Origin of the sequence: Labilibaculum sp. DW002 (assembly GCF_029029525.1) — a bacterium.
In the GTDB taxonomy this organism is placed as follows: Bacteria; Bacteroidota; Bacteroidia; order Bacteroidales; family Marinifilaceae; genus Paralabilibaculum; species Paralabilibaculum antarcticum.
On sequence record NZ_JAKJSC010000001.1, the window covers coordinates 1,230,368 to 1,252,573 of the forward strand.

The 22,206-nt window shown below is 35.3% G+C and carries 21 protein-coding genes; 2 read left to right on the forward strand and 19 right to left on the reverse strand.

Going from position 1 to position 22,206, the window contains the following annotated elements; all coding sequences use genetic code 11:
- Window positions 1-115: 115 nt before the first annotated feature.
- From L3049_RS04795 to L3049_RS04870, 16 genes are all read right to left on the reverse strand, one after another.
- Complete coding sequence (locus L3049_RS04795; RefSeq protein ID WP_275108658.1) at window positions 116-763, reverse strand: hypothetical protein; 648 nt, start codon at window positions 761-763, stop codon at window positions 116-118.
- Between the two features lie 236 nt (window positions 764-999).
- Window positions 1,000-3,528 (reverse strand): YCF48-related protein, encoded by a 2,529-nt coding sequence (locus L3049_RS04800; RefSeq protein ID WP_275108659.1) that lies wholly within the window; start codon window positions 3,526-3,528, stop codon window positions 1,000-1,002.
- Between the two features lie 307 nt (window positions 3,529-3,835).
- The gene (locus tag L3049_RS04805) at window positions 3,836-4,717 is read right to left on the reverse strand and encodes an energy transducer TonB (protein ID WP_275108660.1); all 882 of its coding nucleotides are present in this window, start codon (window positions 4,715-4,717) and stop codon (window positions 3,836-3,838) included.
- Window positions 4,718-4,986: 269 nt separating this feature from the next.
- Window positions 4,987-5,391, reverse strand: coding sequence for a hypothetical protein (locus tag L3049_RS04810; RefSeq protein ID WP_275108661.1), 405 nt, complete (start codon window positions 5,389-5,391; stop codon window positions 4,987-4,989).
- 456 nt (window positions 5,392-5,847) lie between these two features.
- A complete protein-coding gene (locus L3049_RS04815; RefSeq protein WP_275108662.1) occupies window positions 5,848-6,558 on the reverse strand; it encodes a hypothetical protein in 711 nt (236 codons plus the stop codon).
- Window positions 6,559-7,317: 759 nt separating this feature from the next.
- On the reverse strand, window positions 7,318-8,886 hold the full coding sequence (locus L3049_RS04820) for a glycerol-3-phosphate dehydrogenase/oxidase (RefSeq protein ID WP_275108663.1): 1,569 nt from the start codon (window positions 8,884-8,886) through the stop codon (window positions 7,318-7,320).
- A 5-nt stretch (window positions 8,887-8,891) separates the two neighbouring features.
- The gene (locus L3049_RS04825) at window positions 8,892-9,902 is read right to left on the reverse strand and encodes a lipase family protein (protein WP_275108664.1); all 1,011 of its coding nucleotides are present in this window, start codon (window positions 9,900-9,902) and stop codon (window positions 8,892-8,894) included.
- The gene (locus L3049_RS04830) at window positions 9,899-10,666 is read right to left on the reverse strand and encodes a glycerophosphodiester phosphodiesterase family protein (RefSeq protein ID WP_275108665.1); all 768 of its coding nucleotides are present in this window, start codon (window positions 10,664-10,666) and stop codon (window positions 9,899-9,901) included. Before L3049_RS04830 ends, L3049_RS04825 begins: the two co-directional genes overlap by 4 nt.
- Before the next feature lie 447 nt (window positions 10,667-11,113).
- On the reverse strand, window positions 11,114-11,764 hold the full coding sequence (locus L3049_RS04835; protein WP_275108666.1) for an HD domain-containing protein: 651 nt from the start codon (window positions 11,762-11,764) through the stop codon (window positions 11,114-11,116).
- Window positions 11,706-12,311: a hypothetical protein gene (locus tag L3049_RS04840; RefSeq protein ID WP_275108667.1), complete on the reverse strand. Its 606-nt coding sequence runs from the start codon at window positions 12,309-12,311 to the stop codon at window positions 11,706-11,708. The genes L3049_RS04835 and L3049_RS04840 overlap by 59 nt, the downstream gene beginning before the upstream one ends.
- 355 nt (window positions 12,312-12,666) lie before the next feature.
- Window positions 12,667-12,807, reverse strand: coding sequence for a hypothetical protein (locus L3049_RS04845; protein ID WP_275108668.1), 141 nt, complete (start codon window positions 12,805-12,807; stop codon window positions 12,667-12,669).
- 57 nt (window positions 12,808-12,864) lie between these two features.
- Window positions 12,865-13,857, reverse strand: coding sequence for a Kelch repeat-containing protein (locus tag L3049_RS04850; RefSeq protein WP_275108669.1), 993 nt, complete (start codon window positions 13,855-13,857; stop codon window positions 12,865-12,867).
- Between the two features lie 40 nt (window positions 13,858-13,897).
- Window positions 13,898-14,668: a ThuA domain-containing protein gene (locus L3049_RS04855; protein ID WP_275108670.1), complete on the reverse strand. Its 771-nt coding sequence runs from the start codon at window positions 14,666-14,668 to the stop codon at window positions 13,898-13,900.
- A 136-nt stretch (window positions 14,669-14,804) separates the two neighbouring features.
- Entirely contained in the window at window positions 14,805-15,848 is a 1,044-nt protein-coding gene (locus tag L3049_RS04860; protein WP_275108671.1) for a sugar phosphate isomerase/epimerase family protein, read from the reverse strand.
- A gap of 22 nt (window positions 15,849-15,870) precedes the next feature.
- Window positions 15,871-17,028: a Gfo/Idh/MocA family protein gene (locus tag L3049_RS04865; RefSeq protein WP_275108672.1), complete on the reverse strand. Its 1,158-nt coding sequence runs from the start codon at window positions 17,026-17,028 to the stop codon at window positions 15,871-15,873.
- A 27-nt stretch (window positions 17,029-17,055) separates the two neighbouring features.
- Complete coding sequence (locus L3049_RS04870; protein WP_275108673.1) at window positions 17,056-17,946, reverse strand: 3-keto-disaccharide hydrolase; 891 nt, start codon at window positions 17,944-17,946, stop codon at window positions 17,056-17,058.
- A 222-nt stretch (window positions 17,947-18,168) separates the two neighbouring features.
- On the opposite strand from L3049_RS04870, the gene L3049_RS04875 reads away from it, so the two are divergent.
- Together L3049_RS04875 and L3049_RS04880 are read left to right on the forward strand one after the other, a co-directional pair.
- Window positions 18,169-19,167 carry a helix-turn-helix transcriptional regulator gene (locus L3049_RS04875; RefSeq protein WP_275108674.1) on the forward strand — a complete coding sequence of 333 codons (999 nt, stop codon included), beginning with the start codon at window positions 18,169-18,171 and terminating at the stop codon, window positions 19,165-19,167.
- 18 nt (window positions 19,168-19,185) lie between these two features.
- Entirely contained in the window at window positions 19,186-19,905 is a 720-nt protein-coding gene (locus L3049_RS04880) for a J domain-containing protein (protein WP_275108675.1), read from the forward strand.
- 9 nt (window positions 19,906-19,914) lie between these two features.
- Here the strand turns inward: L3049_RS04880 and L3049_RS04885 are convergent, their stop codons facing one another.
- The 3 genes from L3049_RS04885 to L3049_RS04895 all read right to left on the reverse strand — a co-directional run bounded on the left by L3049_RS04885 (window position 19,915) and on the right by L3049_RS04895 (window position 22,199).
- Window positions 19,915-20,589 carry a GOLPH3/VPS74 family protein gene (locus L3049_RS04885; RefSeq protein ID WP_275108676.1) on the reverse strand — a complete coding sequence of 225 codons (675 nt, stop codon included), beginning with the start codon at window positions 20,587-20,589 and terminating at the stop codon, window positions 19,915-19,917.
- Between the two features lie 122 nt (window positions 20,590-20,711).
- The gene (locus L3049_RS04890) at window positions 20,712-20,954 is read right to left on the reverse strand and encodes a hypothetical protein (protein ID WP_275108677.1); all 243 of its coding nucleotides are present in this window, start codon (window positions 20,952-20,954) and stop codon (window positions 20,712-20,714) included.
- A 216-nt stretch (window positions 20,955-21,170) separates the two neighbouring features.
- Complete coding sequence (locus L3049_RS04895; RefSeq protein WP_275108678.1) at window positions 21,171-22,199, reverse strand: ATP-binding cassette domain-containing protein; 1,029 nt, start codon at window positions 22,197-22,199, stop codon at window positions 21,171-21,173.
- Between the last annotated feature and the right edge of the window lie 7 nt (window positions 22,200-22,206).

Here is a 22,206-nt window from a genome sequence, read left to right on the forward strand (position 1 = left end):
ATTTGCCCAAACCTTGTATTACATTGGCTTGAGTTTTTTATTGATTCAAAATCTAGCAAAAACTCTGTTTGTTTTGCCTTCCTACTGCATGATACAATTGTGAAGTAACTATGCATCATTTGAAATCATTGGTTAAATTTTCAATTTCCAACACCAAGGCATCACTCAATTTGCATTTTCTTAATGTGCTTTTGGTCAAAGTCACCAGCTTTCTACTTAACATCGTCAGGCGTTCAATTTTATTTTTACCAGTTAACTTCCCTCCAAACCATGCCTTTCCTGCCTGTGTCATTGTTGCGAATTGGTAAGAATGTCCATCCAAACCAATCCTGACGCCTGCACGCACCTTTGAAAGCGCCGCAGAATATAGAGCTTCTATCTTCATTGCATCATCTTTTGATATGGGTTTTCTATATTCTTCAACGGTTACTTTTTTGGGGTCCATTATGCCTTCGGAATACAAATTCCATGATTTACATTGACGAAAAATAATCGTATACTTCGATTTCTTTTGACTTTTCATGTCCCATTCAATCACAAGGACACTTTTCCTGCCAGATGTTGACAAGAACTGAATGATTTGCTTATCTGAAATACCGTCAAATAGAATGTTTTGAATATTCTTGTTATAGTCTCGTTCCCAACCAAATGGTGATCCTAATGGTACTAAATAGTCATCATCTATCTGGCTTTCATTTGTAATCTGACCATAAGTGGTTAAACTAATAACAATTAGAAAGATGAATAATATGATATTTTTCATTTTATGATATTTAAAATCCAGTATAAGGTAATTATTTAACTTATTGAAGCTCTCAGAATTTTATCCTTGTTATAAAAAGGACTCAAACCTGATTGTAACGGCCTGAATATGGTGTGTTTGGTGTTTGGTGTTTCAATGCTCCAACTTTTCAGTTTACTACTAATTGTATTTATTGCTATTAATTTCATTTTTAGTACTATCCGCCAAATGCGCTATATTTTTTATTACGGCCAGTTTTATTTTTTAATTATTTTTTTAGTTATTATTTTATCATCAGATATTAATTGAATTAAATACATACCATTTGGCATTTCACTTAAATTAAGTTGCACAACATCCTCTGTTATTTTTTGCGTAAAAATTACTTGTCCATTAATACCTACTAATTTAATAATGCCATCTTCAAAATTATTTAAATGTTCTATTGTTAACATAGCAGATACAGGATTGGGATAAATTTTGAAATCACGATCCAAAGTTTGAATAGAGGTGTACAATCCGAAATGAATAGTATTTGATTTTTCTGAATGGCAGTTATTGTATGATACAATTATATGAAAATCTCCTGTTACATTAGTAATAATTTTTTGTGTTGTAGCTCCAACTATTAAGTTTTGATCCCAATACCATTGGTTACCGTACTCAGAGTCTGAAATTAGAGTATCCTTACTTAGTCTAATTTCAGGAGTAGGTATTGTAGTTGCATATACTGGTATTTGGATATCAATAGAATTCATCTCAAAATCTGTAATAGTAACAGTATAGGTTGTTTCATAATTAGGAGATACTAAAATTGAAGATGTCGTTTGTGAATCTTCCCAACGGTAGGTGACTGGTTTGGTACCACCTACAAAATTGGGTTTTATTAAAACTGTATCATAGCTACAAGTAAAATATTTTGACTGATTAAACGCTCTTAAACAACTCCCACTATTGGTCGTTTTCAGAATAATACCATTTCTACCAACCGCATAACCTGTGTTTACATCAGTAAAAAAGACAGACCTTAATTGTTTATCCGTTCCCGACTTAACAGCTGTCCAATTATTACCGCAATCTTCTGTCATAGAAATTTCACCACGATCTCCAACTACATATCCCGTATTTTTATTTGTGAAAAAGATATCGAAATAATTATTCCCATTCTGATAAGATTGTTCCCAATTATTTCCTCCATCACTAGTCTTTAAAATTCCCCCACTACTACCAGCAATAAACGCAGTATCAGTACTAACAAAATCTATTCCCCTAGGATCACTAACGGTTCCAATGCTCTTTTTTATCCAATTTCCTCCACCATCTATAGTTTTTAATAATATTGTAGAATCAATTTCATAAGCAGGAATATAACCTGTATTTATATCTTTAAAGTATAAACTACGTAGAGTTCCATCAGTAGGTGAATCTTGCTTATCCCAAGTATCACCGCCATCATTGGTTTTTATAATTGTACCATTATTACCAACTGCATAACCAGTACTTGTATTTAAAAACTTCACAGCATAGAGGTTTTCTGATGTATTTGAGTTTTGTTCTGACCAAGTTGTGCCTGCATCCGAAGATTTAAGAATTTGACCACGATTAGCCACAACATAAATAGTGTCAATATTAGGAATAGATATATCATTTATCCAATAAGTATCCAGCCCTGTATCTAATTTATTCCAAGAATTACCTGCATTCAAAGTTTTCATGATGTATCCGCTATAGGTAGCTGTAACATGACCTCCTACTGAATAACCGATGTTTTTATTAACAAATTTAATTTTATCAATATATTTGGTGGTAGCTGTATAGGAATTCTCATTCCAATTATTGCCGCCATCTGCAGTATTAAGGATTTCTGGAATTCCGTTTAACCAATCTCCCCCCACTGCAATACCATTAACAGAGTCAAAAAAACTGATTGAAAACAGATCTAATTTAGATTGATGAATTATTTCCCAATTATTACCACCATCATAGGTTTTCAATATTTCTTTTTGCCCGACTACAAAACCTACATCATTATTTATAAATTCAATCGATTCAAGATTAGAATTAGTTAAATTTGCGGGGAATTCATTCAATACAGTCCAACTTTCACCAGCATTATTAGTTCTTAATATGGTACCAGACGATCCAACTAAATAACCGCTGTTTTCATCAATAAAAAATATAGATTTGTATACAGAGCATTTTGAAAGGCGTTTTTGCGACCACGTGATTCCACCATCAATTGTTTTTAACAATTCACAATCTCTAACTCCATAGCCTACATTTTCTGAAGTAAAATAAATAAAAGAGACGTTTTGAAATTCAGTACTAACATTTAAATCGATCCAGGTTTTACCATAATCGCTCGTTTTATATAGACGCATACTACCTCCAAGCAGATACCCAATAGCAGCATTAACAAAAAAAACTTGAGTGGCAATGCTGGAACCTCCAGAACCCTTAAATACTTTCTTCCAGATTTCTCCACCATTAATTGTCTTGAATACCGAATGATCCTCCCCGCTAATATATATCGTGTCCTTATCTACCAAGGAAATAGAGTTTAAATCCACATCTGTTCCCGATGTTTGAATACTCCAATCAAGCCCTTTGTTTGTTGATTTTAGAATGGTTCCCTTTTTACCAATAGCAATAGCTGTCAAGGAATCGATACATTTCACTTTATTTAAAATATTCCCTGTTGGTATGGGATTCTTCCATTTCCAATCTTGTCCGTTTGCACAAAATACCAATAAGAGTAAGATCAAAGCAACGATTATGTTTTTCATTATGTTTTATATAGTTCTTGAATTTCAGCTAATGTTAAATTTTAGTTTCTATTTTATATCTTTTTATTCATAGTCTATTTAGTAAAACCAAAGATTTTTATTAAAAAAAGCTAAAACTTCACATTAGCAAGAGAAAGTAATTTAGATTTTGTGATATGGAGAATTGCCCTATAACGGTAAATTGTAATAATAGTGTCAGATTGCATGGTAGTTTCCTGTCAAACCGCTACGCTGATTGAGCGGGCTACGAACCTTGCTATTTAGCACTTTCCTTGCCAATACTTATACAAAATATTATGCATAGTTATTAACGAACCCATACAAACACCTTTGCATCCCCTCCTAACTTATAAGGCCATTCGTCACAAGAAGGAGTCAGAGTATCATACAACTCTCTTCTACAAAAGGTTAAGTCAAAATAATATCTTCCTTCATCCTCTCTTGAATGACAAAAGATAGGTACTGAAAGCTCATAATCAACTGGTTTACCATTTTCATATGCTGGTATCCATTTGAGCCCTTGTGCGAGAATATTCCTTTTCACATCATTCATCTTTGGACTTGAAGAGAAATCAATATTAATATCTTCTAGAATTCCTTCTTTGTTTATCTTCAATTTGATTATACTAGTAAAATTATATGAGACATAGGCATTATACTGAATAGCTTTTATTATGCTAGCAAATAAAATATTATAAAATTCTGAATCTCCTGTAACAAATATTGGCTGTGAAATATTTTCTGATCTTGCATGATCAGACACAACAGAATAAACAAAACTAGTAGCATACATATTTGGTTTATCCGTATACATATTTATTCGTTGTTTTAAATAAAACTGCTGATACCTTCTCACTATTCTCTTTGCATTTTTATTAATAAATTCAACTGTATCACGATCATAATTGAATGCATAAATAGAATCCCCTTCTGTATTATAATAAGTCCAAATACCGTATTTTTTATCATTCTTATACTGACCTTTTTTAATCAAAATGTCGCAGTTCCGAGTGCTTTTATAATATTTCTTATAATCTCCTTCTTTAACTTTGCCCACTCCCTTAATTTTCTTTTGATAATAGATTTCTTTCATGCCACCATTGGCATTAATCTTTTTCTTAAGTACCTGAGCATGGCTTAAATTAGGAATTAAAACAGAAAAAAGAAACAAAATAATATTTTTTGCCATATTAAAAAAGTTTAGGGTGTATCTCAAATTATGCATAACAGGCTTGCTAAGTTTCTTGGGCGATTTAAAGTAATAGCCTTATCAATGCGCCAAGTAAGCAAGCCGAATAAATTTACATATTATTTTATTATGGATTGATTGGCTTAATAAATTCAGAAAGCATATAAATAGGAAAGAGGAGAGTTTGGCTTGCTGGTTTCGTTTATTGCACTGAACTATCAATTAGCTCGTCAACGCCCATGATAATTTAGCTTTAGTTACCAACTGTATTATATCTTTTTCAAATCAGATAATATTCCCATTGATAATGAGTTTAACGCTTTCCAATCATCCGTTTCAATGTATTCAATAATGTCTGGAAGAATGTTGTTCGATTTATCTGAACGGAGAATTATCTCAGCCTCGAATTTTTCCAACAATCTTAGTTCATCGGGTTCGAAAGCTTCTATTAATACTTCAGATTCTGGAGTGTAAAGATCATCCCATTGTTCAAATAGTTCCGTTGTAACGCTTATTGATGGAACATTTTCTTGATACTCCAATTGTTCTTCTTTTGAAGACCATAATTTTAGTGCTCCAATAATATTTTCACGTGTCGCTTCAATAAATTCAGAATCATCTATACTATTATCTTCTAGTTCAAACTTTTGATTTGTAATTATCTTATTTCTCAAAGGTCTTTTTTTTATTTTTACACGGTAATAATATATGGGCGCATAAATAAAGTTTAAAAAGAATAATGGAAAAATTGATTTAGAATATCTGTCATATCTGAATAGAAATCTAATACAATAGCACCAATGAAAAAATGCTATTAAATTAAAACATAGATAAATGAATTTATAGATGTTCATTCCTTTATCAAATAGAATGTCAGTTGAATTTGGAATATTTACAATTAGTATCGGCATTCCAATAAAAACAAATGGTATGAATAGTATACTTATCCAATAACCAAAATAGGCTAATCTATCAGGCATTAATGTGCTGTATTTAATATTGTGGTGATGGTCTTGCTAAAATTTGTGGGCGATTTACAACTGTCACCTTATCAATGCCGCTTGTGTTTATTGTTACTTTATCTAGTTGAGCGTTACCGCCCATTAATTTTAACTTTTGTTGTGTCGTCGTTACTTTTGTCTTTTATGTTTTTCTTTAAACAATTCAAGATAATGCCCCAATTCAGGTTCTTCTACGTTCCATAATCCTACTTGAATTTTTTCTTTGCCAATCAGTGTGTCAATCACTAAGTTTGTTACGGAGTTTCTACTGTCATCTTCTTTCCATTCCTTTTGAAAGCTTATTAAAACAATATTGGACCATTCTATTAATTTCTTTTTGTAAATTATTCCTTCGTCATTAAGAGTCAGTATTGGGATTTTCACTCCGGAACTTTGATATAAAAAGAAGCACCCTCCTAAAAACATTGCAATGGGAATTACAGCACGAAACCAATTTTCAATTACTAATTCTATTTTTGATCCTATAAAGATAGAAGCACCTATTCCAATTATACCTAGAATGCCATTAATTAGTTTTGAAGAATAAATATCAATACTGGGTGGTAACTGAGATATGTTTTGAATTGAATTATTTAATTGTCTCCTTGTAATTCGTATATCAAGATGGTTATTCGAAAAATTCAATTTTCTCCCTAGTATTTTGTTATAAAACTCTTTCTGATCTATAACTAACTTCTCAAATACATCTTTATCGTATTGATAGTTAATACATTTATCGACAAAGGTAGGAATGCTTTCATTCAATCCACATACAATTCCAAATCTTGTATTTCTTTGTCTATGTTTGCAGACATTACAAAAGTTTAAGTGTTCATTCATATATTTGCATTCTTTGGTAATGCGACACAACGTATGTGTAAAGTGCACTAATGCACTTTACAACACCAAATGGGGGGGATAAGTTGCATTAATCTACTTTTCGCCTATGAATCTACAAAACAATAATACTTAAATAAAATAAGCATTAGAATATTTTACAGGACATTATAGATTAACAAAATAAAAGATAAAATCATCTTTTAAAACATATGAAGGAATTTGTAATATTGTGGCTAAAGCCTATTTATCAATCTCATGTTATCAGTTGCTTAAAAGCAAGAGCAATAGATACTTTACACTTCTACTTAAATCAGTAAATACTTTGATTTTTTAACAATTGCAGTTTGTTAGTTCTAAGAAGCAACACCTAGCTTAGAAGTGCGGCTAGGTACTTCTGAGCACCGGTTTTGTTGTTTTGAGGTACTCCCCCCTACCTCAAAAGGACAAAACCGAGCCTTTTTATTCCCTCGCCGAGTCTTTTTGCTCCGGTTTGGTACTTCTGAGGTAGCTTCCCCTACCAAAAAGGTGCGAATTGGTACCTTTTTGCTCCGACTTGGTACTTCTGAGGTACCCCCATAGTCTGTTAAACAGAAAACTCTTCAATCGAGGTATTAAGGATTATTCAAGCAATGATTAACTATATTTATTCTTAACTAAAATAATTTTTTGAACATGCTTGTTTAAATAAGCTAAATGATGAAATCGTTTGACGAGAAACAGATAAATCAATCTAAATTCTAAAACTTCTTCATGGTGTTTTTAATTCACTTGTTTTGGTCTATAATTTCTTGTCAAATCAGTATATTTTTCCAACTCCAGATTCTCCCAGCCTTTGTTATGTCCAAGTTCTTGCGCCATTAGTTGAGCCACTTTTGGAGCAACAAGCAATGAAGCTTCCACATCTAAAAACAACAAACGGGTTCTTCGAGCAAGAAAATCTTCAATGTTTCGAGCCATTTCTTTTCTAACTGCCCAAATTACTTCTCCTTCTACATGTGAATAATCAGGATGCAATTTGTTCTTGTAATTTGGCTTTTCATCAAGCAAGTTGATCAAATTAGCAGCTGCTGAACCAAATTGTTCCAAGTCTCCAAAAACCTCAGCATATTGGTGATAACCATAAATCTGCAAATCTTCGGTTAGGCATTTTTTTGAGTCTAAATCACCAATTAAAATAGCCTGATCGACAACATCTTCTGCCATTTTTCGATAGGTAGTCCATTTGCCACCAGCAATAGACAACAAGCCACTTCGGGAAATGTTGATGGTATGTTCTCTAGATATCGCAGCTGTGTTTTGAGTATCTCCCTCCATAACCAATGGGCGAAGTCCCACAAAAATACTTTTAATGTCCTTGGAACTTGGATCATTGGTCAAGTAACGTGCTGCATGTGTCAGCAAAAATTCTATTTCTTCGTCGAGAGCGATTGGTTCTAAAGGGTACTCTTTTACTGGGGTATCTGTAGTTCCCACAATAATTTTATCGTGCCAGGGCACTGCAAACAATACTCGGCCATCATCGGTATGAGGAACCATGATAGCACTGTCTCCAGGTAAAAAACTTTTGTCTAAAACAATATGCACTCCCTGACTGCTAGTCATGATCGGTGTTGCACTTGCATCATCCATTTTGCGAACAGTATCGGTAAATACCCCTGTGGCATTAATAACAAGTTTCGACCTTAGCTTATACATTTTACCCGTTTCCTGATCCTCTACTTCAACACCACTTATTAGATCTTCGTTTTTTAAAATGGATACAACTTTCACGTAATTGGCAATACTTGCCCCTTGTTCATGAGCGGTTTGTGCCAAGTTAATAAGTAAACGAACATCATCAAACTGTCCATCGTGATAAATTACGCCTCCTTTTAAACCATCTGTTTCAACAGTTGGAATTTTTTTTATGGTTTCTTCTTTCGACAAAAACTGAGATGCACCCAGGCCTTCTTTTCCTGCCAATATATCGTACAATTTTAATCCTATTCCATAAAAAGGGCCTTCCCACCAGTCGTAAACTGGGACTACAAACTCTAAATCTTTTACCAGATGCGGTGCATTACGCTTCATGATACCTCTTTCTTTTAAGGCTTCGAGTACCAATGAAATGTTCCCTTGCTGCAAATAACGCACACCTCCATGTGCCAATTTTGTGCTTCTACTTGATGTACCTTTGCCAAAATCGACTTGCTCAACTAGTAAAGTTTTATAACCCCTTGCTGCAGAATCAACGGCTACACCTATACCAGAAGCACCACCTCCAATAATAATTACATCCCAAAGGATTGATGTATCTGCAATAACTGATAATGATTTAGCTCTATCCATAGTTATTAAATTTTTAATCGGTCTTTAACAAATTCCGTTTGCACTTTAATATCTTCAAGCACTTGATCCAATTTATTGACAAGCCTGTTGGCAAAATTTTTCTTTTTCCGAACTATAAAATCGCCTAAAATTTTTGACATCTCTGGAGCTCGCAGGTATCCAAATGATTTGTGCGGATTTTTATTCTTGTTAATTTCATAATCGTTCACAATCATAAAATCGATTGGAGAGATTCCAAGTAAATTCGGACTAAAGTCATCATTGAGTTTATAATTCAAAGCGACCTTATCCTGAATATCAGCAAGATTAAACCAATTATTAAGCACGCCAGGCGGTGTAGCCATATAAGTATGCCCATTGCTGATTTTTCGGTATTCCGATGCGATTTTACTTATGACTACAGGCAAACCTAAAGGAGAACCAATGGTCACCAGAGTATGAATATTTATTTCTGGAATCAAAAACGTGAGCACATCAAATGTAATAATGGATCCCATTGAATGAGCAATTATCATGATCTCACAACCTTCATATTTCTTAAGTACTTCAATGATTCGATTTTGAATTAAATATTTTGCTTTACAAGTTAACTCATCCTCTATCTGACACTCTTCGGTGTAATAAATCTCCAGGTCTTTGAAGTATTTGTGAAGAATAAAATCAGTAATAAAACCATAATTTAAAGTTTTATCCTCGTTCAGAAATATTTTATTTAACTGATTTGATATAAAATCAATTACATCTTGCTGAAAAGAAGTGTCTTCGACTTCAAGTCTCTTAGGAGATTTTTTGTAGGGTTCATCAAGATAATATGGGCTATCGGCATCCTTTTCCCATTTGTTTAGCGGTTTTTCATAAAGTATATCAGCCCAGTAAACAAGTTCAAATTCAGGCAAATCATTTGCAACACCATTGTTACAAAAACCTTCTTTTATGGCATCTTTCCACCATTTTTCAAGAAGATATTTAGGTGGTTTATTTCCAAGACCATGAACACCTATGATTACTTTTTTCATTGTTTTCTCCCTGCTAATTGTTTTGTTATCCATTCGGCTCGGTCAGTTGTAATGGCATCTATTCCATAGTCTAAAACTCTTTCTGCTTCATCTAATTCGTTTACTGTCCATACATAAAAATGAAAACCCTCCTTTTGAAATGCTTTTACAAATGATTTATTAATTATTTTTCCAGCCCAAACATTCACGCCATCGAGCCCATTTTCCTTAATCTTCTTAATAATTGTCTTCGGCCTAATATACAGTAACCAATGCGGTAAATAATAGTCTAAATCGAGCAACCATAAGGTTTTGTATTGTGGAGCTTCCTTTTTCATTAATCCTAACACATCCAAGTGAAAGGATATAATTTCTATTTGATGATTCTTAAGTGCTGAGTTTTCTAATAATTGCACCAAAGGCTTTATTATATTTTTTCCACATTTAATTTCAATTACCAATTTCGCTCCCAAAGGAACCGTTTCAATCACCTCATTTAAGCTTGGAATTTTTTCTCCCTTAAAAGTTATTGCTTTTTTAATGCCCACATCAACTTCCTTCAGCTCCTGCAAACTCGTTTTTTTTACAAATAATTTTCGATCACCAACTCGCCCCGTATGTTTATCGTGAATAACAGCTATTTCATTATCTGCTGTTAAATGAATGTCTATTTCAACTATTCTTGCGCCTCTATCCCATGCCATATTAACGGCCGAAAGAGAATTCTCTGGTGCGTCAAAAGACTCACCTCTATGCGCCACAATTTTATCTAACATATCACTCATTAATTTAAGCTATTTAAATCTACAAACGGTTAATTTTCAACAAAAAAAACTGCACTACATCAAAAAAACTCTAATTATTTTATTGCTTTAGCAAACTATAAAAGAAGCAAGCCTTATAAATTTACATATTTATATTTTCAGTAAAAAAGTTTAATTGCTTTGTAAGGAGTTTTTTGTGCCATAAATTGCAAAAACGAACATCACAAATGAGGATGAGTAACTTTTGTTAGTCGTTCGTAGTTTTTTCCTTCTCTAATTGGCAGGTTTCAATCAATTCTTTCTGAGAAACAAGTTAAGAATCAAAACAGCTCTACAGATTTAGGGCACAAAAAAAGGCACCCTATTGGGCACCTGTAATTATTTCTTTTTTGCTGACTATGCTTAACCAGCTATGTAAACTTTAATTCTTATCTGTTCACTGATCGCTTTACTGTTTACTGAATACTGTTATTTTCCTTCCCACTCTAAATAAAATTGATCTAGGTAAGCCATCATAAAAGCATGACGTTTTTCGGCCATGGCAATTCCTGCTTTGGTGTTCATTCGGTCTTTTAGTAAAAGCAATTTTTCGTAAAAATGATTAACAGTTGGGGCATCGCTGTTTTTGTATTCCTCTTTGGTCATGTTAAGGTTTGGCGGAATTGCTGGATCATAAATTGCTCGGTTTTTATGTCCTCCATAATTAAAGGTTCGGGCAATTCCAATGGCACCAATAGCATCCATTCGATCCGCATCTTGCACCACATCTAATTCTAACGATCTGAATTTCTGAGCTTCTTTCCCGCCCTTAAAAGAGATGTTGTTGATAATCTCTACCACATGCTGTATGGTAGCTTCGTCTACCGAAAGTGAAGAGAGAAATTCTCTGGCTATTCTTGGACCAACTTCTTCATCTCCATTGTGAAACTTTGAGTCAGCAATATCATGCAGTAAAGCACCCAATTCTACAACAAACAAATCGACCTCTTCACTAATGGCTAGTTGTTTAGCCGATTTCCATACCCGATAAATATGAAACCAATCGTGCCCTCCTTCGGCATCAGCAAGGGTTTGTTTTACGAATGTTACGGTTTGATCTATTATGCTTTCTTGCTTCATTCTTGGGGCTATTTTGTTGTGATGTCAGTTCTTTACTTATTTTCTTGCATAAACTAATTGCAAATTCTTCTTCCTGATACATTTCATGCTCGCCATTTTCGATGTAATTGCAATCTAAAGTTAAGCTGGCATGCCAATTTACACTTGGTTTGTATTGATCTTCTTCACCATAAAACAAAGCACATTTACAATCTGGCTTCTCTGTTTCGTAGCGCAAACGAGTTGACGAAATTGCGTATAGTTTTTTAATTGATAGTCCTCGAAATGCAGCTTTCCAAGCAATAACACCTCCAATACTGAATGCCAAAACATTTACGTCTTGTTTTTCTTTTCTAGATAGTTTGCGTGCTGCTCTATCAATTCCACCATTCACAAATTGCGCGTGAATGCCATTTTTTGAATTATCCGATAAATCTAAATCCACTAGCTTGCGGGAATCGTAAAATTCCAGTTCAAAGTACGGCTCTAATTGCTTCTGGTAGGTAATCATCCATTCAGCATCTTCAAGGCCCCACAAATCAGATAGTATGATTAATCGTTGTTTCAATTCGAAGATTTTATTTCCGTTTCGAATATAGCGATTTTGTGAAACGGTTTGGAATTTATTCGTCAAAATATAGCAAGGCTTGCTCATTTTTATTTCTTGATTTTCAAGCTAGCTAACACTTTATCAAGAGTATTGTTAAAAACACAAGAGATATCATGAAGAGTTTATTTGTAAACATGCACCCCTCTGTTCTTCGAACATCTCCCTTTAAAATGGGAGAATTCACGACTTTAACTTTTGCACATACTTTCATATTCAATCTCTCCCTTGAAAGGGTACCGTAGCGAAGCAGAGCTCGTGAACACACTTGGAAAAAAAAGTAAAAGTGAACAAAGTACCGACAGGTGAAAGGGTGCTAACTCTTAAAATCATCTCTTTTACACATCTTATTGCACTTGATTTGCTCTGATTTTGGAGATGCGTTCTCTTCTTCTTCAGGAGAAGGATAGGATGAGGTATCTGAATAAAAAAATCCCAATGGAACAATTTGATTCATTGGGATTTCATTTGAATTATATATTCTACCGAAATATCAAATCGGTCATTATTCATATCATGGTTTCACAGTAAAAACCTCTATGGAATTCATATTACCACCACCTTGATTGGGGCTACCTGCAGCAAAATAGATTTTGTTATTGTAAAAAATCGCATTGCTTCCATGTCTCCCAATTTTTAATGGAGCCAGAAGCTTCCACTCTCTGGTTTCTAAATCAAGACATTGAGTTTCGGCGTAAGCCTTTCGACTCATTCCTTCACCACCCATGTAAACAATATTATTGCCAATGGCTGCAATTCCACCTGCTGCTGTTGGTACAGGAAGTGTACTTTTATGTGTGAACCATTTTCCTAATTTAAAATCATATTCATCAACAAAAGGAATTGTTGCCGAGAAAAATGCACCAAAATTGTCTTTGTAATGCACACTGGTATTTCTTCCTCCTATGCAATACAGCTTATCGTTCACCACAATAGCCGAGAAATGATCTCGAACATGAGGCGCTTTTGTCAGGCTCTCCCAATTGTTGGTCTTCAAATTAAAACAATCAAATCGATTGGATACACCACTAGTGTGACCATATTCGATTCCACATACCATGTAAATTTTATTGTCACGAATAGCAGCACCTGCTCCTCCTCTTCGCATTTCCATAGGTACTTCAGGTCCTTTCGTCCACTTGTCTTTATCAGGATAATAAATCCAAATATTTTCTGCGGGTAACTCCTTTGGATAAGGTCCAGTCATTGCCCCTACCAGATAAATGGCATCTTCATGAACAATTGCCTGAAAATGATGCAGCTCCAATGGTGTTTTGCCTTTGGTTTCCCACGTATTCGTTTTCGGATCAAAGACATTTACTGGCTTTATTCCACGGCCTCCAATCAAATAAAATTTATCTTGAAATTCGACAAAAGCATTCTCATGACGTCCAACTACATCTCCACTGGTTTCTACCAGTTCCCATCGGGAATCTTGTAAATTTTGTGCATTTGTTGTTATCGCAATTGCCAACAACACTAATGCGAGGTATATTCTTTTCAACATTTTCTAATTCTAAGAAGTAACTATTATTTTCCTGATCAACTTATTTTGGGCATTGTTTGGAATCGTAAACTGGCGACATCAAATTCTCCTTAGCCTGATATTTACTTTCAGCAGCCCAAGCAAATCCTCTTTTCAATAGCGTCCATACCGACGGATTGTCAAAATCCTTAGGCTCATGACCTATCGACAAATTGTACACTCGGCCTTTTCCATAATACTTTTTCCAAACAACAGGTATCACAGCACCTTCTATCCAAGCATTGTGCTCTCCACTAAATGTTGTAGTTGCCAATACCTTTACATTAGGATCTACCAACATGTAGTATTGTTCTGTGTTCATCACATCAAAATCGCTTAAACCTTCGGTAATTGGATCTTTTGTATCGCAAATGTTTACATCGTAGTTAATTTTGCCACCAGGATGCGCGGCCCATTGTCCGCCAACCATATACAAATACTCCGAATTATCGCGAAAAGAATCGCCAATACCTCCATGGCAACCGGCTAAACCTGTTCCATTTTTTACGGCAGTAAGTAAACCATTGGCTTGTTCTTTCGAAATTTTGCCCATGGTCCACGATTGGATCACCAAGTCGGTTTCTGCCATTAACTTTTCATCAGTATAAGAATCCAATGATTCACTTGTGGTGATAATAGCTCCCTCTTCCTTTAGCCAAGGAGTAATTCTTTCGACAAAAGCCTGCGGATTATGTCCTTTCCAACCGCCATATACAATTAGTACATTTTTGCCTTTTAAATTGGGCACTTCATTCGTAGGATTATTCTGTGCAAAACCAGATAAATTAGTCATAAAACAACAGGCAATTAATAGGGTAAATCGAATTTTTTTAAACATTACTTTCATTCGCTTTAATTAATACTATTTGGCTGGTGGGCTAAATAATTTTATAAAAATAAGAAATATTCGTTTGAATAAACGACTTCGTTTAAATCCCTAATATTTCACGATTCATCTTTTCATCGGTTCCCGCATTTGCAAAATCATCGAATGCTCTTTCCGGCTTTCTTATCATGTGTTTGTTTACAAAATCGACACCTTCTTTTGCTCCATCTACAGCATTTTTCATGCAACATTCCCATTCTACAACAGCCCAACCTTCAAAGTCGTACTGTGTTAATTTGCTAAAAATGGCTGAAAAATCGATCTGACCATCACCCAAAGATCTAAAGCGTCCCGCTCGTTCTTCCCAAGATAAATAACCACCATAAACCCCACCTTTTCCGCTTGGGTTAAACTCAGCATCTTTCACATGAAACATTTTAATGCGCTCATGATAGAAATCGATAAAATCGAGGTAATTCATTTGCTGCAAAATAAAATGACTCGGATCGTACAAAATGTTTGCACGCTTGTGATTGTTAGTTACTTCCAAGAAACGCTCGAAAGTGTGTCCATCATGCAAATCTTCACCGGGATGAAGCTCAAAACAAACATCAACATTGTATTTATCGAACTCATTCAAAATGGGAACCCATCTATCAGCTAACTCCTTAAAACCCGCCTCTACCAATCCGGCCGGGCGCTGCGGCCATGGATACATATAAGGCCAAAGCAATGATCCTGAAAAAGAAACATGCTCTGTAATTCCCAAATTAGCACTTGCCTTTGCCGAAAGCATTAGCTGCTTAATTGCCCATTCGCTTCTCGCTTTTGAGTTGTTATGAACTTCGGGAGGTGCAAAACCATCGTACATTTGATCGTAGGCTGGATGCGTAGCGATCAATTGCCCTTGCAAATGAGTAGACAATTCGGTGATTTCAACACCTGCTTCATTGGCAATTCCTTTCAATTCTTCAGCATAGGTTTTGCTGTTGGCTAATTTCTCCAGATCAACACATCTGTTGTCCCAAGTTGGAATTTGTACTCCTTTATACCCATATGCAGCCATTTGTTCACAAGCCGATTTAAAAGTATCAAAGGGTGGATTGTCATCCATAAATTGAGCCAAAAATATTGCGGGTCCTTTCATTGTTTCTTTGGGTTTAGAATATTTAATCTGCTAGTTTGATCCATTTCTGCTCACTATTTCCCGATTCTACTGCACGGGTAATGAATCGCATTCCGCGAACACCATCTTCAATTGTAGGAAAATCATGAGTCTCAGCAAGAACAAGTCGTTCCGAAGAATCTGCCTTTATTCGAAATGCAAAATTCCGATAAATGTTCGCAAATGCTTCTAGATATCCTTCAGGATGTCCGGCAGGAATTCGGGTATGTGCCTGCGTTATTTCAAACAAATCACCTACTCCTGTTCGTAGTACTTGTAGCGGCTTATCAAGCTGTCTGTAGCGCAAACTATTTGGTTCTTGCTGATGCCATTCCAAACCACCTTTCTCACCATAAATTCTAATGCTCAAACCATTTTCTTCTCCTACACTAATCTGGCTGCAATGCAATATCCCCTTCGCTCCTTTGTTAAAGCGGAGTAAAACATTGGCATCGTCATCGAGTAATCTTCCTTCCACAAAAATATTAATGTCTGCACAAATCTCCGAGATCTCTTGCGAGCTAATGTATTCAGCCAAATTAGCAGCATGTGTTCCAATGTCTCCCAACGATCCTCCAATTCCCGAACGAGTAGGATCGGATCTCCATGCAGCCTGTTTCTGCCCAGTTAATTCCAATGGTGTTGCCAACCATCCTTGTGGATATTCAACAACTACTTTACGGATTTTCCCAAGCAAATTCGTTTTCACCATCTCTCGGGCTTGCTTTACCATCGGGTAAGCAGTGTAGTTATGAGTCAAAGCGAAAATTAAACCTGTTTGCTCAACAATCCTGGCCAATTCCTCAGCCTCTTCCAAAGAAAAACAAACTGGCTTATCGCAAATTACATGAAAACCATTCTCCAAAGCCATTTTTGCAGGCGCAAAATGCATGTGATTGGGAGTTACAATGGATACAAAATCCATTCTTATCTCCTTGCTCAATTCTTTTTCTTTGCGGATCATCTCCTCAAAACTGCCATAAATCCGATTTTCGGGCAAATACAATTTCTTTCCTGATGCAAATGATTTTTCGGGAGAGCTACTAAAAGCTCCACAAACTAAATCTATTTCATTATCGAGAGCTGCAGCCATTCGATGAACACCACCAATAAAGGCTCCTTGTCCACCGCCAACCATGCCCATCCTTAATTTCCTATTCATAATGGAGTCAAATAATTCGAGTGCGGTTTATAATCCTGCTTCTTTCTTGAAATTTTTAGGGAACCTTTTTATCGATTTAATCTGAACATCCTTATAGTAAGCTTCTGCACCTTCGCATTGCAACTGAATTTTTCCTTTTGTAAGCGGAAGTTCCTTGCCATCAATCTCTTTTCTGGTATTCAATACGACCATAACTACCTTACCATTTACGATGTGTAAACTTTGATTTTTATAACAGATTACCTCGATGGTATTCCACTCTCCATTTGGCTTCTCGTTTGACTTATTGATGTGGCAATAACCAGGATTTCCCTTCCCACCATAATTAAGTAATGCATCATCTTCACCTGTTACCTTATAAAGGTTTTTACCAATTTTAGATGAACGCACCTGTGCTCTTGCATGTACTAATGAAACAAAGTCTCCCATGTCATCTTCTTGAATCTGGCATTCCAAACTCGACATCCAAACATTCCAAAAGGCACCATGCTTTCCATGACAATGGTATAAAATCCCATTATCTCTTTTTGCGTTTAATCTTGGTTCCCATTTTTTCTCTCCCCACTTAAACTGAGCCTTTAAATGATAGTTCTCGAACTCCTGTAAAGAGGTTAATCCTGCATAAATCTCACCAGTCACCTTTAAAATAATCTCACCATTTTCTTCAATCGTCGACATCACCTTTTTAGGATCATTATTTAATCCCATTGGTGTTCCCTTATGCACGTTCGCACTCTTGTGATCGTAATCAATATCAACGGAAGTGTGAGGAACACCAATAAAAACCTCAAAATTTGTTAAGTTCTTGTCAAGCAGATTCTGCCATTTTTTAGAAATTTCAAAATCATTCGTTGGCGCTTTCTGAGCAAATGATACCGTAAACAGGCTTACAAATAGGAATGTGAAAAATGTTTTCATCGTAAATTATTGAGTTAATTTTGTAAATATGTCTTCTTAAATTCTTGTTCGAATTCATTCACCTTCATTTATTTCATTTATCTGCAAGGAATTAGACAAGTCCAATTCAGCGTGATAAACTACTGAATGATAATAAGCTTAAATCTAAATGAGAGTTTCTCAAAATTATTAACTTTGTTCGAATTAGCGGTTTAAAATCACTCACTGAAAATATTTAAACAAATGATCATTCAGCCATTCAAAGAAGAAGACAAAATATACTATGCCGATACATGTCAGAGCTTGGTTGGTGCTGGTGATCGTGGTAAAATAAAATACAATGCGCTTTCGCGATTTACTTATCCAGGCAAACGATTAACCGACGAAACAACAGGATTGAATTCTGTGGGTTACTGGGATGGTGCTTCGGAGCAAGATTGGGGATTGGATTGGCACCGAAACGAAGGAATCGAAATCCACTTTCTGGAAAGTGGTAACATGCCTTATCTTTTAAAGGATTCTGAACTTCACTTACAAGCTAATGACATGACCATTACTCGTCCCTGGCAATCGCATAAGGTTGGCAACCCTGAAGTAGGCATAGGGAAAATGTACTGGTTGATATTGGATGTTGGGGTAAGAAAACCACATATGGATTGGATTTGGCCCGATTGGATTATCTTATCGGATACAGATTTGGAACGTTTAACTCTATTTTTAAGACAAAACGAACAAGCCTATTGGAAAGGCAACAAACGAATAAGAGACTGCTTTCAGAAATTAGGAGAATTGATCGATTCAGATGTTGAGGGAAGCAATTCTTCAAAACTACGCTTTCGTGTAAACGAGTTGTTTCTTCTGATATTGGATTTATTCGATCAGGGTGGTGTAAAACTAAATCCGCACTTAACCGACAGCCATCGAAGTGTCGAATTGTTCATTAGCGAACTTTCCGAAACCTTGCAAGATCCGTGGACAACTGAAGAAATGGCAAAGGCCAGCGGCCTGGGCATTACAAGATTCACCTATATTTTTAAGCAAATTACGAATCAAACACCCATGCAATATTTGAATCGTATTCGTCTGGAAATGGCCAAACAGATTCTAATTTCGAAGCCTGACAAAAGCATTGCCGACATTAGTTTTTCCTGCGGTTTTTCGTCGAGTCAGTATTTTGCAACCAGCTTTAAAAAACACTTGCAAACCACTCCTAATGAATATCGATTAGCTGCACAAGCCTAATCATCGAAGTCAGAATTCATGCTAGAGAAAAAACAAGCGAACATAGATACCAATCAACAAAATCAGTTTGTTCTAAAAGCAGAAATTGAATCTTTGCAGAAGGAACTAGAATTAATTGAGCAGGAAACGAATGCATTTGAAGCTTTGCTTCGCTCTAAATTGGCCGAAGAATTAATTGAAGTTCAAGAACTAAGAATCCTTTACAAAAAGAGGAAACAGCTTAAAAAAGAAAAAAGACTGGAGCAAAAACGCAGGGGCAAAAATTACAAGGAACCTGTTGGAATAAAACTTGCTTGCAACAAACAAGATTCCACTCAAAACCCTGAAAATCAAAAAGAAATTAAACGTTTGTATCGAGAAGCGATGTTGCATGTTCATCCTGACAAATTCTCTATGGATGAAGAAAAAATTGATTTGGCAACGGAAGTTACTAGCAAATTGATCAACACTTACCAAGCTGGGAATTTACTTGAATTGAAATTGCTTCACAGACACATTACCAGCGGTAATGCAATGAACCAAACGCAAGAAACTACTACAACATCAAAAACATCAACATCAGACCTCTACCTAAAAAGAGAAAAGGAAAAATTGGAAGCCTTACTGTTTGCAGCCAAGAGCAAACACACCTACAAAGTGCTTACAGGCTATCCAAATCCTAACACTTTCATTGATGAATTGAAGATTTTCTATGCCGATAAAATTGCCAAATTAAGGAAACGTACCAGAAGAGGATAATTTAAAATCTTAATTATTAATAATTGTCGTAGTTGTTAACATCATAACAATTACCATCATTAAAGCATCATGAATTTCTTGTACTGCTTTCCCTACCTCCGAACTTAGTTTTGCATTTTCAATAATTGCTTTGATTTTCTTTTCGTATTCCTTGGCTCCCTCTTTGCCAAAAACTTCCTTATTCAAAGAACACATATCAATTAAGCTAATCAACATACTTTCCTTCAAGTCCAACTTACGATCATTTAAAAGAATATCATTTAGACGTTTTCTTAGTTCGTTTTCGGGCTTTGCATTTATGGTTGGATACTTGTCATTTGAAAAGACCCAAAGAATCTTTTCTTCTTTTTTGCGCAGAATACCATCGCCAATCAGCTTTTTAACAGTCTCTTCTTGAACAAAAGAAAGCTTATCTCCAATTATCTGAACCCACGACTGTATATCTCTCTTTTTCTTCGAGTTTCGAATCTGATCCATGAAATGATCAAGCAATAAATCTCCACAAGTTTTATGCGAATTCACTTCTATCTTCTTCTCCCTAATCTCAATCTTATTTTGCAAAGAAAGCTCCAAAATAATAGCTCCTGCTAAGCCATATGCAAATGAAAAAGAATCGGCAACAAAATTTCCCTTTTCATCATCTAATGCAAGAAGGGTTAATTGATCAACTAAATTTAAATTCATTGTATATCCTGTTTATAAATTGGAATCAATTTACTAATAAATAGGCACAAAAAATCCCAATAGAATTAGAATATTCTATTGGGATTTTTTAAAAGCTCTGGAATTAATCCAAAATCAATTCATTAATAGCCCACACCTGCAGCCATAATATTGTTAGGGTCAAAGGCATGGCATGGTGTTACACCGTGAACCATATCACATTTTGGGCAATGTCCTTCGAATTCTTCCATAGTAAAAGTTTCCTTGCAACCATGACATTCGATATCTAATGGCATTGGCATTAATTGCTGAGCAAATCCCATCATTCTTACCTTATCAACTACTTGTTGTCCATTCTCGAAACTTCCTGCGCATCCGTCGTGCATAATTTTATCCTCCTTTTAATTAGATTTTAAATTGGAAATCTTAGAACTTATCCCATTTCAAAACCTGATTTTATAATTTGTATTATTTTCTAATAAAAACACCCCTCTGACTATCGCCATCTCCCCTCAAAAAGGGAGAACTCTTATACTATCATCTGTTTCTTAAATAAGAAGCAAATGCCATGATATTTTTAATTAATAATTCATCATTTATAATTAAAAGCCAATATCTTCTTTCTGAATAATTTCTCCTTGACGTAATCTTGTTCTCATATTTTGAACCACGGCATCCATTCTTTCAAGATCACTCAATAAATTTTGCTCCTCATCACTAGTTTCAATCACTTTATGAATACCGCCATTTTTAATTACGATACGCTTATCACCCATAAGAGCAAGAATAGGATCGTGAGTTGCCATCAGAACAATCTTTTCTTCGCCGACTAATAAATCCAAAGCACGTTTTCTATCAATACCGGCATTCTCAATCTCATCAATTAAAATAATTGGCGACTTACTTAAAATTGCGGTATCTGCAATCATTAAAGCTCGCGATTGACCACCACTCAAACTCGTAATAGGCGTTGTTAATTCGAACTTCTCTCCTGCCAAATCATTGGCTTGTGCAAAAATCTTATTTATGACACCTTCAACATCTTCAACCAAACGAGACTGTGCATGTAGTTCAATAAACTCATAAACCGTTAAGTCCATTACAAAGTTCATATTTTGCGATAGCTGAGCAACAAGTTTATTACCTGAATTTAATCGCCACTTAGAATCACCTACTTCCCCATTAACAAGTACAGAACGAGAAGTTGGTGTATCTTTTTGTGCTACCCATTCAATATCTGCCAATAAACGACTTTTTCCGGAACCAGTAGGACCTACAATACATACAATCTCACTCTTATTTATCTTTAACTCTTCAAATTTTTCAACCTCACCAGATTTATTCGTTCCAGGTAATAATGTGATTGAATGAACACCATCATCCTCATCTTCTCCTAAGAACTCCAACATCTGAGTAATGTAAGTGGTCATCGATGCCATCAACTGGTCTTTATCAATGGCTCTGTTCTCGGCTTCTTCCTCATCATCTAAAAACTTCAGATAATCGATTAATTTCTCATCAATCTGACCATTAACCTGTAAGGTATTCTCCTCAAAAAAACCAGGAAGAAAAGGATATTGCTCGAATAATTCGGCGATTGTTTTTTGTTGTATATCTTGAACTGTGATCATGTCGTGT